At 58.3% G+C, this 13,128-nt stretch carries 17 protein-coding genes and 1 other annotated feature; all 17 genes read left to right on the top strand.

Features of this window, described 5'->3' with window-relative positions; genetic code table 11:
* Positions 1–84 precede the first annotated feature (84 nt).
* The 17 genes from ACFFIY_RS11520 (at position 85) to pheA (ending at position 12,828) form a co-directional block, all read left to right on the top strand.
* Positions 85–687 (top strand): Maf family protein, encoded by a 603-nt coding sequence (locus ACFFIY_RS11520; protein ID WP_354195039.1) that lies wholly within the window; start codon positions 85–87, stop codon positions 685–687.
* Positions 684–1,379 carry a RadC family protein gene (gene radC / locus ACFFIY_RS11515; RefSeq protein ID WP_354195041.1) on the top strand — a complete coding sequence of 232 codons (696 nt, stop codon included), beginning with the start codon at positions 684–686 and terminating at the stop codon, positions 1,377–1,379. Before ACFFIY_RS11520 ends, radC begins: the two co-directional genes overlap by 4 nt.
* 90 nt (positions 1,380–1,469) lie before the next feature.
* Positions 1,470–2,486, top strand: a complete 1,017-nt coding sequence (locus tag ACFFIY_RS11510) for a rod shape-determining protein (RefSeq protein ID WP_354195043.1) — start codon at positions 1,470–1,472, stop codon at positions 2,484–2,486.
* Between the two features lie 18 nt (positions 2,487–2,504).
* Positions 2,505–3,422 carry a rod shape-determining protein MreC gene (mreC, locus tag ACFFIY_RS11505; RefSeq protein ID WP_354195045.1) on the top strand — a complete coding sequence of 306 codons (918 nt, stop codon included), beginning with the start codon at positions 2,505–2,507 and terminating at the stop codon, positions 3,420–3,422.
* Positions 3,419–3,943 carry a rod shape-determining protein MreD gene (gene mreD, locus ACFFIY_RS11500; protein ID WP_354195047.1) on the top strand — a complete coding sequence of 175 codons (525 nt, stop codon included), beginning with the start codon at positions 3,419–3,421 and terminating at the stop codon, positions 3,941–3,943. Before mreC ends, mreD begins: the two co-directional genes overlap by 4 nt.
* 40 nt (positions 3,944–3,983) lie before the next feature.
* Positions 3,984–4,655, top strand: a complete 672-nt coding sequence (gene minC / locus ACFFIY_RS11495; protein ID WP_354195572.1) for a septum site-determining protein MinC — start codon at positions 3,984–3,986, stop codon at positions 4,653–4,655.
* 1 nt (position 4,656) lies between these two features.
* Positions 4,657–5,457 carry a septum site-determining protein MinD gene (minD, locus tag ACFFIY_RS11490; protein ID WP_354195049.1) on the top strand — a complete coding sequence of 267 codons (801 nt, stop codon included), beginning with the start codon at positions 4,657–4,659 and terminating at the stop codon, positions 5,455–5,457.
* Positions 5,458–5,598: 141 nt separating this feature from the next.
* Entirely contained in the window at positions 5,599–6,456 is an 858-nt protein-coding gene (locus ACFFIY_RS11485; RefSeq protein WP_354195051.1) for a nuclease-related domain-containing protein, read from the top strand.
* A 611-nt stretch (positions 6,457–7,067) separates the two neighbouring features.
* On the top strand, positions 7,068–7,634 hold the full coding sequence (locus ACFFIY_RS11480) for a peptidoglycan DD-metalloendopeptidase family protein (protein ID WP_354195053.1): 567 nt from the start codon (positions 7,068–7,070) through the stop codon (positions 7,632–7,634).
* Entirely contained in the window at positions 7,595–8,308 is a 714-nt protein-coding gene (locus ACFFIY_RS11475) for a site-2 protease family protein (protein WP_354195055.1), read from the top strand. Before ACFFIY_RS11480 ends, ACFFIY_RS11475 begins: the two co-directional genes overlap by 40 nt.
* Before the next feature lie 59 nt (positions 8,309–8,367).
* Positions 8,368–8,447, top strand: a sequence feature (ribosomal protein L21 leader region).
* A 12-nt stretch (positions 8,448–8,459) separates the two neighbouring features.
* Positions 8,460–8,768: a 50S ribosomal protein L21 gene (rplU, locus tag ACFFIY_RS11470; protein WP_008299799.1), complete on the top strand. Its 309-nt coding sequence runs from the start codon at positions 8,460–8,462 to the stop codon at positions 8,766–8,768.
* A gap of 9 nt (positions 8,769–8,777) precedes the next feature.
* Positions 8,778–9,104 (top strand): ribosomal-processing cysteine protease Prp, encoded by a 327-nt coding sequence (locus ACFFIY_RS11465; protein ID WP_354195058.1) that lies wholly within the window; start codon positions 8,778–8,780, stop codon positions 9,102–9,104.
* Positions 9,105–9,116: 12 nt separating this feature from the next.
* Positions 9,117–9,407 carry a 50S ribosomal protein L27 gene (gene rpmA, locus ACFFIY_RS11460; protein ID WP_354195060.1) on the top strand — a complete coding sequence of 97 codons (291 nt, stop codon included), beginning with the start codon at positions 9,117–9,119 and terminating at the stop codon, positions 9,405–9,407.
* A gap of 151 nt (positions 9,408–9,558) precedes the next feature.
* Positions 9,559–10,092 (top strand): Spo0B domain-containing protein, encoded by a 534-nt coding sequence (locus tag ACFFIY_RS11455; RefSeq protein WP_354195062.1) that lies wholly within the window; start codon positions 9,559–9,561, stop codon positions 10,090–10,092.
* A complete protein-coding gene (gene obgE, locus ACFFIY_RS11450) occupies positions 10,092–11,381 on the top strand; it encodes a GTPase ObgE (RefSeq protein WP_354195064.1) in 1,290 nt (429 codons plus the stop codon). Before ACFFIY_RS11455 ends, obgE begins: the two co-directional genes overlap by 1 nt.
* A gap of 87 nt (positions 11,382–11,468) precedes the next feature.
* Positions 11,469–11,924 (top strand): transcriptional regulator ThrR, encoded by a 456-nt coding sequence (thrR, locus tag ACFFIY_RS11445; RefSeq protein ID WP_354195066.1) that lies wholly within the window; start codon positions 11,469–11,471, stop codon positions 11,922–11,924.
* Positions 11,925–11,940: 16 nt separating this feature from the next.
* A complete protein-coding gene (gene pheA / locus ACFFIY_RS11440; protein WP_354195068.1) occupies positions 11,941–12,828 on the top strand; it encodes a prephenate dehydratase in 888 nt (295 codons plus the stop codon).
* Positions 12,829–13,128: the final 300 nt, after the last annotated feature.

The raw sequence follows: 13,128 nt of genomic DNA, 5'->3' as shown, positions 1-13,128 counted from the left end.
TGCTCAAAATTGAAAAATGGCGAATTTCCTGTTTCGCCCCTTTCGGCTATGATGGACGCATAGCGCTGATAGGGGGAATGACTGATGAAATTCAAGACGACCAAGCCGGTGATCCTCGCATCCGGCTCACCGAGGAGGCGGGAACTGCTGGAACTCGCCGGCATCCCGTTCAATGTACTCGCAACCAACGCGTTCGAACCGCCCGCCAGGGAAAGTGAAACACCGGCCGACTACGCGATCCGGCTCGCCTCGATCAAGGCATCCGCAGCCCTTGAAGGGTCCGGCGGCGCCGTCGTGATCGGCTCCGACACCGTCGTTCACCTGGACGGCCGGATGTACGGCAAGCCGTCCTGCGATGAAGAGGCCCGCTCTTATCTGAAAGAGCTGTCCGGCCGCACGCACACCGTCTCGACGGGCGTCTGCATCTGCTGCGGGGAGGAAGTGCGGACGTTCGCCAAGGACACCGAAGTGACGTTCCGAAGAGTTCCGGACAAGCTGATCGACGCATATGTCGCATCCGGCGACCCGCTCGACAAAGCGGGGGCGTATGGAATCCAGTCGGGCGGCGCACTGTTCGTCAAGGAAATCCGCGGTGACTACCATGCCGTCGTCGGGCTGCCGATTTCGGACCTGTTCCGGGAGCTGGACGACATGGGGATCATCGGAGAAGCGGAGGATGAGCCATGACGTTCGATCTGTACGTGCCGAAGATCAGCGAGCTGCACATCGCCGACCGGCCGCGCGAGCGCCTCATCAATCAGGGAGCGGAGAGCCTGTCGAACCAGGAACTGATCGCGATCCTGCTGCGGAGCGGGACCCGCTCGGAGTCGGTGCTGCAGCTCGCCAACCGGGTGATCGGCTTCTACGACAAGATCCAGGACCTGCAGCACGCGACGATCGAGGAGATGACGAGCGTCAAGGGGATCGGAGAGGCGAAGGCGGTCCAGCTGCTTGCGGCGGTCGAGCTCGGCAAGCGGCTCGCGAGAAAGCAGTCGAGTGAACGGTACGTCATCCGCTCGCCGGAAGACGCCGCGGCCTATCTCATGCCGGACATGGCGCCGCTCACCCAGGAGCATTTCGTCGCGCTGTTCCTGAACGTGAAAAACGAAGTGCTGCACAAAAGCACGATCTTCATCGGCAGTCTGAACTCGTCGATCGTGCACCCGAGGGAAGTGTTCCGCGAGGCGGTGAAACGCTCGGCGGCATCGATCATCTGTGCTCACAATCACCCGAGCGGCAACCCGTCGCCGAGCCCCGAAGACATCGAGGTGACGAAGCGGCTGTCCGAAGCCGGGAAAATAGTCGGGATCGACCTGCTCGACCATATCATTATCGGCGATCACCAGTTTCTCAGTCTCAAAGAAGGCGACTTCATCTAACATTGCCACTTCCGCACGGTTTCCGTTATAATGATGTGTATGATTTGAAACCGGCAACAGTAGACGGCCGTGCAGAAAGGGAGTAAAAGCGTGTTTGGATTGGGATCGAAAGATGTCGGGATTGACCTCGGCACAGCAAATACACTGGTTTTCATCAAGGCGAAGGGCATTGTCCTCAGGGAACCGTCGGTCGTTGCCAAAAACGTGCAGACGGGGGAAATCGTCGCAGTCGGGAACGACGCCAAGAACATGATCGGCCGGACACCGGGCTCGATCGTCGCGACGCGCCCGATGAAGGACGGCGTGATTGCAGACTTTGAAACAACGGCGAAAATGATTGAGTACTACTTGAAAGAAGCGCAGAAGGCATCCGGCGGCTCGTGGAAAAAGCCGAATGTCATGATCTGCGTGCCATACGGCATCACGTCCGTCGAGCAGCGTGCGGTGATCGACGCATCCCGCCATGCGGGCGCAAAAGACGCATTCACGATCGAAGAACCGTTTGCGGCGGCGATCGGCGCAAATCTGCCGGTCTGGGAACCTACCGGCAGCATGGTCGTCGATATCGGTGGCGGTACAACTGAAGTTGCGGTCATTTCCCTCGGCGGCATCGTGACGAGCGAATCGATCCGCGTCGGCGGGGATGCGATGGACCAGGCGATCATTTCGTACATCCGCAAAACGTACAACCTGACGATCGGCGAGCGCACCGCAGAGCAGATCAAAATCGAAATCGGCTCCGCGAAAGTCGCGGACAAGCCGGCGAAGATGGAAATCCGCGGCCGCGACCTGCTGACGGGCCTGCCGAAGACGATCGAAATCTCGTCCGAAGAAATTGCGGAAGCACTGAAGGAATCGATCGCGGCCATCGTGGACGGCGTGCGGAAAACGCTCGAGACGACGCCGCCGGAACTGTCTGCGGACGTCATGGAGCGCGGCATCGTGCTGACGGGCGGGGGCGCACTTCTGAGCAACCTCGACAAAGTCATCTCCGAGCAGACGAACATGCCGGTCTTCATCGCCGACGATCCGCTCGACTGCGTGGCCATCGGCACGGGCAAGGCACTCGACAACTTCGACGTCATCAAGAAACAGCAAGCCAGATAATCTAGGAGGGACGGCAGCATGCCGCAGTTTTTCTCGAACAAACGGCTGATCCTCCTTCTCGTCGGTGTCATCGTCCTCGTGGCATTGATCTTCTTCACCCTGAAAGACCGGGAAAACGCGAGCGTCCCCGAACAGATTGTAAAAGATGTCGTCGGCTTCGGACAGTCCGTTTTTTCGAAGCCGGCACAATACATAACGGATTTGATCGATGACGTGGATCTCCTTCTGAACACCTACGAGGAGAACAAGCGGCTGAAGACCCGTCTCGCGGAATACGCTTCCGTCCAGGCGGAGCTGAGCGATATGCGCCAGGAAAACGGCCGGCTCAAGGCGATCGTCGGCAAGGAAGAGGATCTCCGGGATTTTGAACCGGTCCAGGCGACGGTGCTTGCGCGGAACCCAGACCAGTGGGAAGAAAAAGTCGTCATCGACCGCGGGGAAGTGCACGGCGTGAAAAAGAACATGGCGGTCATGACGGCGGACGGGCTCATCGGGAAAGTGGTCCTGACGACCCCGTTCACCTCGACCGTCCAGCTGCTCGCCACGCAGGACCCGACATACCGGGTGTCCGCGCTCGTGACCGGCGAAACCGAGGCATTCGGCCTCATCGAAGGGTTCGACACCGAACGCCACGAGCTCATCATGAAGCGGATCGACTCGGCATTCGACGTCAAGCCGGGACAGAAAGTCGTGTCTTCCGGCCTCGGCGGCATTTTCCCGAAAGGGCTGCTGATCGGGGAAATCACGGAAGTGTCGACGGACGACTACGGCCTGACCAAACAGGCGTTCATCAAGCCGGCCGCCGACTTCTCGATGCTCGAGCACGTCATCATCGCCAAGCGGACGATGATGGCGGTCGACGGTTCGGATGCGGGCAATACGGGCGAAGCGATGGACAAAGCGGCGGATGAGGCGGAAGGCGGGAGCGGATCATGATCCGGCTCGCCATCCCGCTCATCGCCGTCGTTTTGTTCTTTGTGGAGCCGGTGTTCGGCCTGTTTTCACCGATTGAGATCGGCGGAGAATACTATTATCTCGTGCCCCGCTTCCTGATCATGTTCCTCATTTTCGTCGGGGTTTATTACAGCCGGCAGCGGGCGGTGGTCTACGGGATCATCTTTGGACTCTTGTACGATATGTTCCACATTGATATTATTGGTTTATACGCCTTTCTGTATCCGGTGCTCTGCCTTCTGGCGTGCTGGATCGTTAAGCACATCCACCAGCATATCGCCGTTGTCACCGTCATCTCGCTTGTGCTCGTGGCCTTGCTGGAGACGGCGCTCTACGCGTTCTTTACGCTCATCGGCTTTGTCGCGGTCGACTTCAATGTGTTCCTGAAGGAGCGGCTGCTGCCGACGATGATCGCCAATTCGGTGTTCCTGGTCATGCTCGGCTGGGTGTTCAAGATGCTGATCAACCGGAGAAATGTCCTGAGCAAGGAAGGAATCTCATAAACAATCGTTAACAAATGGAGGAGAATGCGGGGTGACGCAATTGACGAAAAAGCAGCTGGTCATGATCAAAGGGACGAAGTCGGGCCTCGTGCTGCGCCTTGATGACCAATGTTCCTACGCCGACCTGCTCGGCGAACTGGGACAGAAAGTCGGGGAGGAGGCACTCGAGGGAATGGCGGAAGTCCAGCTCCACCTCGGAAACCGGTATTGCACCGACGACCAGGTGAAGGAGCTGATCGGCATTGTTCAGGAGTCGCCCCATCTCCGCGTTTCGAAAGTGCAGAGTGATGTGATCCGCATGGAGGAATGCAACCGTCGGATCATTGAAAGCCAGTCGGAGACCTATGTCGGCATCGTCCGCTCCGGACAGATCGTCAGGGCGGACGGCGACCTCGTGATCATCGGGGACGTGAACCCGAACGGAAAGGCCATCGCGAACGGCAATATATTCGTGCTCGGCCGGCTGAAGGGCATCGCCCACGCCGGCGCGGGCGGCAATCTTGACGCAGTGATCGCCGCCTCTTGGCTGGAGGCGACCCATCTCATGATCGCCGATAAAATCGAAACGATGACGGACGAACTGACCGTCCTGTCCGAACGCCCGGAGATGGAGTGCGCCTATATCCATCAAAACGGCTTCATCGCCATCGACCGCCTGCAGGAACTGCGCAACCTCAGGCCGAACCTATCTACATTCAAGGGAGGAAGCTAATGTGGGAGAAGCAATCGTAGTAACATCAGGGAAGGGGGGCGTCGGCAAGACGACGACGACCGCCAACCTTGGGACTGCATTGGCCCTTCAAGGCAAGAAAGTGTGCCTCATCGACACCGACATCGGCCTGCGCAACCTGGACGTCGTCCTCGGACTCGAGAACCGGATCATCTATGATCTCGTCGACGTCGTCGAAGGCCGCTGCCGCGTGAACCAGGCGCTCGTCAAGGACAAGCGGTTCGACGACCGGCTCTTCCTGCTGCCCGCCGCCCAGACGACCGACAAACTCGCCGTCTCGCCCGAGCAGATGAAAGAACTCGTGACCGAACTCAAGCGCGAGTATGACTTTATCCTGATCGACTGCCCGGCCGGCATCGAACAGGGCTATAAAAACGCCGTCGCAGGAGCCGACCGCGCCATCGTCGTCACGACCCCGGAAATTTCGGCCGTCCGCGACGCCGACCGCATCATCGGCCTGCTTGAGCAGGAAGAAGGCATCGAGCCTCCGAAACTCATCATCAACCGGATCCGCCGCCATCTCATGGACACCGGCGAAGCGCTCGACGTCAACGATATCACGACCCACCTGTCGATCGACCTGCTCGGCATCGTCCTCGACGACGAAAACGTCATCTCTTCTTCGAATAAAGGCGAACCCGTCGTCATGGATCCTTCCAACCGGGCCGCGATCGGCTACCGCAACATCGCCCGCCGGATCCTCGGCGAATCCGTCCCGCTCATGTCGATGAACGACAAACCGAAAGGCTTTTTCGGCCGGCTGAAGTCTTTGTTCTCGAAGTGACCAGGGTTTCCCGGGAAATGATTTTTGAATAGTGTGAGTGGATTGCGACCCCCATCGCATGCTTTTTGAGCATGCGGCGGGGGTCTTTTATTTTTGTGGAGAAGGGGATGGGGAAAAATGGAAGTTAAGCGGAAAAGGGGAATGCCAGAGCGGCTTCTCGCGCTGGCCGTGCTCGCTTCGCGTGTGCCGAAGGAGCACGAGAGCAGCGGCCGGATCAAAGAGGACTGCGCCAACCGGATTTCAGGATTCGCGGGAGAGAAGCGTGCGGATTTCTTCTTGTCGGAAGCGAAGTTGAGGGAGCGGCCGATTGTATTGAAGGATGTGGATGTTCCGGGTGCCGGAAGATCCGTCCAGGTGGATACGCTCGTCCTGCATCCGTCATTTGTTCTGGTGGCGGAAGTGAAGAACGTGACCGGCGAGCTGTACTTTGACAATGAAAGCGGCCAGTTCTACCGGATCAAGGGCGGCAAGCGGGAAGGCATGCGAAATCCCGAAGACCAGCTGAACCGCGCGATCGGCGCACTGGAAACATTTCTGGCGTCGGCCGGATTCCCGGTGCCCGTCCAGGGAGCCATTATTCTCGCCTCCTACAACGGACTCCTTCAGCAGGCGCCGATCACCCGTCCCGCCCTGACCGTCGACCGCCTGCCTTTGCATCTAGAGAAATTGGAAGCGGAAAACCGGCCGATTCTTTCTGCCGGCAGCCTGAGGAGCATCGAGCAGCAGTTGTCCGGCTCTTCATTCCAGAAACGCGACAACTACTTCCGCTGGTACGGCCTCATCTGGTCGGATCTTTCGGTCGGCGTCCGCTGCCCGGAGTGTCATCTGCTGGGGATGGGAAGAATCCACGGCCGCTGGATCTGTCATGGTTGCGGCAGCCCTTCAAAAGAAGCGCATCTTACTGCCCTGCAGGAGTTTCGGATTTTGTTTGGTGACAAAATCACGGTAAAACAGGCGATGTGGTTTTTTGGCAGTGGAATCGAGGTTTGTCGCCCTTAGACTTTTAAATGATTATGCGCCCTTTGATCAAAAGCGCTATAGAACCTATAAAATCCCCGAGGAGAAGCATCGCCTGACCCCATATATTAACTATCTCATGTATAAGCGATGAAGAAGCTCGAAAAGCACTTAGAGCGAGAGGGATTCGCACTTACAAGGGGAAGATTCGCACTTAGAGCGACGGTTTCGCACTTACAGGAGAGAATTCGCACTTAGAGCGACGGTTTCGCACTTACAGGAGAGAATTCGCACTTAGAGCGAGGGATTCGCACTTACAGGAGAGAATTCGCACTTAGAGCGACGGTTTCGCACTTACAGGAGAGAATTCGCACTTAGAGCGACGGTTTCGCACATACAGGAGAGAATTCGCACTTAGAGCGAGGGATTCGCACTTACAGGAGAGAATTCGCACTTAGAGCGACGGTTTCGCACTTACAGGAGAGAATTCGCACTTAGAGCGACGGTTTCGCACTTACAGGGAAGAAATCGCAGCCAGATCACCCGTCATCCATAAGCCTTATTCTCAATCGCCCCGGCTTAAACTATTAACTCACTCATCACCCCGCCCCAATGCTCATATAGTAGAAAAAACAAACATCGGGGTGGGTGCGATGAAGTGGCGGGATAAGTGGATTGCGGCGATCGTGATCACGGGCGTGTTGTTCGGGGTTGCGAAGCTGGAGGAGCATGAAGTGATGAAGACGCAGATCACGCATCTGGTCCGGTCGGGCGAGGAGCTGGTCGTCATGAAGAAGTGGGTGATGTCGTTTGTCGAGGACGGGCGTCCGGAGCGGGCGATCCCGGTGTCGGCGGACGGGGAGGAGCCGCCGATCGCGCGGTTTTCCACGCTGCAGCCGTTCCGCGAGGGCGTGCTGCTGTCGTACAATGCATCGGTGCCGGTGACGGCAAAAGGGGACGGGCTCGTCATCTATACCGGGCACACGCGCCAGACCGGCAAGACGGTGACGGTGCTGTATGATGACGGGGACACGGTCACGTACGGGTTTGTCGGGAAATTCCTCACGCTTCCGTACACGGCGGTCGGCAACGGTCAGGCGATTGCAGAGCTGGAAACGGGGGCGATGTTCCTCGGGGTGGAGCAGGACGGACAGATGCTGGATGCCGAAGGAGTGAAAGAGTGGCTGGCGCAACAGCGAAAAGCGAACGGAGAAGGCTGACCCGGCGCGCGGCTCCGATCACCGGCCTTTCTGCCGCAAACTCGACCGGGACCGGTCCGGATCCGGTGCGCCCCTTTCTCCGCGCGCCGATGATCCGGCTGCATCCGGTCATGGTCCCGTTCCTGCTGGCGATCATCGCGACCGGAAACATTTCCGTGTATGCCGTCATCCTCGGATCGCTGCTTGTTCATGAAGCCGGTCATCTGCTGGCGGCCAGGATGGTCCGGGCAGCGGTGCGCCGCTGCACGATCACGCCCTACGGCGGGGAAATCGATATTCCGCTGTTTGCCCGCCTGCCGAAAAAGGACAGGCTGTTCATCGTGGCCGGCGGGCCGGTTGCGACGGGCATCCTCCTCATCCTGGCGATGGGGTTTCCGGTGCCGGGCCAGCCGCTCATCATTTCCGTCCAGCTCATCCTGCTCTGCCTCAATCTGCTCCCGGTCCTGCCGCTCGACGGGGGCCGGGCGCTTGATATTCTCCTGCCGCAGATCAAGTTCCGGCTCATCCTCGCTTCGATGGTTTTCGCTGCGGCGGCCGGCACCGCGGCGCTTCTTCATCTTCCGGGATCCGCCCCGTATGTGTTTTTATCCTTTTTTTTATTCATCCAAAACCTCCGTCACTGGCGGTTCCGGAAATATGAGCGGGCGGTGGAGCGGCTGCACGGAAAATATTAGCCTGTCCATTGACCGCGCTCTTCGTCTATGGTAATATTCATATGTTGGTTTGTAGCGCACCCGTGCTACAACCGCACCGACAAGGTTATGTAAGCATCCGGCAACCGGATCGCCTTGAAGGGCGAGTCTTAGTCCAAGAGGAGGTGCAGGCATGTACGCAATCATTGAAACAGGCGGCAAGCAAGTGAAAGTTGAAGCGGGCCAGGAGATCTACATCGAAAAGCTCGCAGGTGACGTTGATGAAACGATCACATTCGACAAAGTATTGTTCGTTGGCGGAGACGACGTGAAAGTCGGAGCTCCATTCGTGGAAGGCGCTACCGTAACAGGTAAAATCGCAAAACACGGCCGCGGCAAGAAAATCGTTGTATTCAAATACAAGCGCCGTAAAAACTACCGTAAAAAACAAGGCCACCGTCAACCGTACACGAAAGTCGTCATCGACGGCATCAACCTGTAAGGGGCAGCCGTGATTGAAGTCATCGTGAATGAAACACCCGGCGGCCGGATCACCTCGTTCGAGATGTCCGGCCACGCGGATTTCGCGGAGCACGGAAAGGACCTTGTCTGTGCGGCGGCTTCGGCCGTGTCGTTCGGCGCCGTGAACTCGGTGTACGAGCTGACCGGAACGGAGCCCGGCGTGGAGCAGGGGGAAGACGGCGGCTATCTGTCCGTTTCATTCCCCGAATCCGAAGACGACGAGGCCGTCCAGCTCATCATGAGATCAATGGTCGTTTCATTGCAGACGATTGAACGGGACTATGGCGAACATATCCGATTAACGATCAACCGATAGGAGGTGGACTTAATGCTACGTTTGGATCTCCAGTTTTTCGCATCGAAAAAAGGGGTAGGTTCCACGAAGAACGGACGTGACTCCGAAGCGAAGCGCCTTGGCGCGAAGCGCGCGGACGGCCAGTTCGTTTCCGGCGGTTCCATCCTGTACCGCCAGCGCGGAACGAAAATCCACCCGGGCGAGAACGTGGGCCGCGGGGGAGACGATACTCTCTTTGCAAAAGTTGACGGCGTCGTGCGCTTTGAGCGTCTCGGCCGCGACAAGAAAAAAGTGAGCGTATACCCGGCTGCGCAAGAAGCGTAATCCGGCTGCGGCGGGCTGCATGGTGACATGCGGCCCGCTTTTTTTATTCCGGTCAAACCGGACTGTCCTCCTCCGTCTTGAAACGGGAGGGGGAGGGAATGGTATACTGTACGTATGGAATGAACACGATTTGAGAGACGGAGGGGTGCGCATGGAAGGCAGGATGAGGGCCCAGGAGTTATTGCGGCATGCCCGCCACGACCAGATGAACACGCTTCATCTGATCCGGATGCAGCTGGACCTCGGCATGGAGGACAGTGTGCGCCGGACGATCGATGAAGCGGTGGAAAAGGGCCGGCGGGAATCGATGCTCGGTGCGCTCGGCATGCCGGCGACGGCCGCGTGGCTCCTCACGTTCGGCTGGCGGCACCCGGAATACGAACAGTCCCTGAGCGTGGAAATTGAAAGCCCGGGGAATCCCGAATCGGATCTGTGGGTCGAACGTTATCTTGAAGAACTGTTCGGCGCCCTGTCGGAGGGGCTCAGCCCGTATGCGGAATACCGGGCGGAGATCCATGTGGAATCGCGGGAGCCCGGCTGGCTGCTCGAATTCAATCTGTCGGGTCCGTTTGACCTGGATGCCGGCCTGCCGGATGCCGGGGAGAACGCACCCTTTGAAACGGAACTGACTTCTTCTGAAGAAGGACTGAAACTGATTGTTGCAGGAAGGAAGGTGGATCGCTGATGTTTGTCGATCACGTAAAGATCTATGTTAAAGGCGGAGACGGAGGCGACGGAATGGTCGCATTCCGCCGCGAGAAATATGTGCCGAACGGCGGACCGGCCGGCGGCGACGGCGGGAACGGGGCGGACGTCATCTTTGAAGTGGACGAAGGCCTCCGCACGCTGATGGACTTCCGCTACCAGAAACACTTCAAGGCCCCGCGCGGCGAGCACGGCATGAGCAAAAGCAAACACGGGAAAAACGCCCAGGCGATGATTGTCCGGGTTCCGCCCGGCACCGTCGTGACGGAGGCTGAAAGCGGCGCGGTCATTGCGGATCTGACCGAAGACGGGCAGCGTGCGGTCATCGCCAAAGGCGGCCGCGGCGGGCGCGGCAATATCCGGTTCGCGACACCGTCCAATCCGGCTCCGGAACTTTCGGAGAAGGGGGAGCCGGGCTATGAGCTGGAAGTCGTTCTCGAACTGAAAGTGCTTGCGGATGTCGGACTTGTCGGATTCCCGAGCGTCGGCAAATCAACGCTGCTGTCGGTCGTCTCGGCGGCCAAGCCGAAGATCGGCGATTATCATTTCACGACAATCGTGCCGAATCTCGGCGTCGTCGATGTCGGCGACGGACGCAGCTTCGTCATGGCGGACCTTCCGGGGCTGATCGAAGGCGCCTCCGAAGGCGTCGGGCTCGGCCACCAGTTCCTCCGCCATATCGAGCGGACGCGGGTCATTGTCCATGTGATCGACATGTCCGGCATGGAAGGCCGGGATCCTTACGACGACTGGGTGACGATCAACGAAGAACTCGAACAGTACAACCTCCGTCTCACAGAGCGGCCGCAGATCATTGTCGCGAACAAGATGGACATGCCGGACTCCGAGATTAATCTCGCCGAGTTCAAGGAACGGGTGCCGGAAAACGTGAAGATCCATCCGATCTCCGCGGTCACGCGCCAGGGTCTTGCCGAGCTGCTGTACGCGGTTGCGGACCTGCTGGATGAAACACCGGAATTCCCGCTGCATGATCCGGCCGAAGTGGAAGAATCCCGCCACGTCCTTTATAAGTTTGAAGGCGAGAAAGAGGACTTCACGATTGCGCGCGATGACGACGGAGCCTACGTTGTGAAGGGCGCGGGCATCGAGCGGCTGTTCAAGATGACCGACTTCAGCCGCGAAGAATCCGTCCGCCGCTTCGGACGCCAGCTGCGGGGCATGGGCGTGGACGATGCCCTCCGGCAGCGCGGCGTGACGAACGGGGATGCAGTCCGCATCATGGACTACGAATTTGAATTCGTGGAATGAAGAAATGAGCCGGACCGGCCGTGCAGGGAATGATTCCCGGCAGGCGGTCCGGCATATTTCCGGGCCGCGGAAGGAGAGCTGAGCCACGTGAAAGATGTTTCGGAAGAAAGCTATTTTCTCGTCAGGGAAGACGTGTTGACGGAATCCATGCAAAAGACACTGGAGGCGAAGCGCCTTTTGCAAAACGGCGAGGAATCCACCATCTGGGATGCGGTCAAGCGGGTCGGCCTGTCCCGCAGCGCATTTTATAAATACCGCGATACCGTCTTCCCATTCCACTCTGTCGTGCAGGAACGGATATTGACGATCTTCCTCCAGCTGGAAGACCGGGAAGGTTCGCTCGCAGAGCTGCTGAAAACCGTGTCGGATGCGAAATGCAACGTGCTGACGATCCACCAGACCATTCCGATCCAGGGACGGGCGAATGTCACACTGTCGCTGGACGTGACGGAAATGACGATGGAGCTGAACGCGTTCCTCCAGTCGCTCAAACGGCTGGCGTTCGTCGAGTCGGCGGACGTCGTCAGTTCCGGAGCCTTTTGAAAGGGGGCAATCAACCATGGAAAAAGAACCGATCCGCGTGGCTTATCTCGGACCGGAGGCGTCGTTCACGCACCTCGCGTCGGACGGCCTGTTCCACGGGGAGTGGCTCATTCCCCACACGACCATTCCAGAAGCGATCGAAGCCGTATCGGAAGGAAGGGCGGATTATGCCGTCGTTCCGATCGAAAACGCGCTGGAGGGGGCCGTCTCGCTGACAGTGGATTATCTGTATCACGAGGCGGAGCTTTACATAGCGGCGGAAATCCTTTCGCCGATTGAGCAAAACCTGATGATGCACCCGGCACAGGCGGAAAAATGGGAACAGGTCGAATCGATCCATTCCCACCCGCAGGCGCTGGCGCAATGCCACAAGTATTTGCACTATCGTTTCCGGGGCGTCCCGCTCATTGAAATGACATCGACCTCGGGCGCCGCGCGCTTCGTTTCGGAAAATCCCGACAGGCGCATCGGGGCGATCGGCAACCGTTTCGCTGCGGAAAAATATGGACTGACGATTGTCCAGGACAACATCCATGACTTCCACTTCAACCGGACGCGTTTTGTCGTCCTGACGAAAACGGAAGGCGTGCTCGGCGCATCCGGCGGCAGCGAAAAGCCGAAAACGACCTTGATGATCAACCTGCCGAAAGACAACCGGTCCGGCGCGCTCCACCAGGTGCTGTCTGTGTTCGCCTGGCGACGGATCAACCTGACGAAGATCGAATCCCGGCCGATGAAAACCGGCCTCGGCGACTACTTCTTCATCGTCGACGTCGATGAAACGATGGCCGCCCCCATGATGAGGGGGGCCCTCGAAGAACTCGCCGCCCTCGGTTGCGTCGTCAAACCCCTCGGCACCTACCATACGTATGAAAAGAAACCGGCCCCCCGCGTCATCAGCTGACGCGGAGGACCGGTTTTTTCTGTTGGCTGTGATTAAAGACCGCCGTGAGAGAGCAATTGCGGTCCATACTCCGAAATTGCGGTCCATACTCCGAAATTGCAGTCCATACTCCGAATTCAGGGGCCATACTCCGAAATTGCGGTCCATACTCCGAATTCAGGGGCCATACTCCGAAATTGCGGTCCATACTCCGAAATCCAGAGCCATACTCCGAAATTGCGGTCCATACTCCGAAATCCAGAGCCATACTCCGAAATTGCGGTCCATACTCCGAATTCAGCAGCCATACTCCGAAATCCG

This window comes from Bhargavaea ullalensis (genome assembly GCF_042432615.1).
Classification (GTDB): Bacteria; Bacillota; Bacilli; order Bacillales_A; family Planococcaceae; genus Bhargavaea; species Bhargavaea ullalensis.
Note: the sequence above shows the minus strand (reverse complement) of the source record. Positions and strands in the feature narration are given on the sequence as shown.

Coding starts and splice junctions, on each gene's coding strand:
- ACFFIY_RS11480 (WP_354195053.1), top strand. CDS start 7,068: ATGAAGTGGCGGGATAAGTGGATTGCGGCGATCGTGATCACGGGCGTG.
- pheA (WP_354195068.1), top strand. CDS start 11,941: ATGGAAAAAGAACCGATCCGCGTGGCTTATCTCGGACCGGAGGCGTCG.
- ACFFIY_RS11485 (WP_354195051.1), top strand. CDS start 5,599: ATGCCAGAGCGGCTTCTCGCGCTGGCCGTGCTCGCTTCGCGTGTGCCG.
- obgE (WP_354195064.1), top strand. CDS start 10,092: ATGTTTGTCGATCACGTAAAGATCTATGTTAAAGGCGGAGACGGAGGC.
- ACFFIY_RS11520 (WP_354195039.1), top strand. CDS start 85: ATGAAATTCAAGACGACCAAGCCGGTGATCCTCGCATCCGGCTCACCG.
- radC (WP_354195041.1), top strand. CDS start 684: ATGACGTTCGATCTGTACGTGCCGAAGATCAGCGAGCTGCACATCGCC.
- rplU (WP_008299799.1), top strand. CDS start 8,460: ATGTACGCAATCATTGAAACAGGCGGCAAGCAAGTGAAAGTTGAAGCG.
- mreC (WP_354195045.1), top strand. CDS start 2,505: ATGCCGCAGTTTTTCTCGAACAAACGGCTGATCCTCCTTCTCGTCGGT.
- ACFFIY_RS11455 (WP_354195062.1), top strand. CDS start 9,559: ATGGAAGGCAGGATGAGGGCCCAGGAGTTATTGCGGCATGCCCGCCAC.
- rpmA (WP_354195060.1), top strand. CDS start 9,117: ATGCTACGTTTGGATCTCCAGTTTTTCGCATCGAAAAAAGGGGTAGGT.
- mreD (WP_354195047.1), top strand. CDS start 3,419: ATGATCCGGCTCGCCATCCCGCTCATCGCCGTCGTTTTGTTCTTTGTG.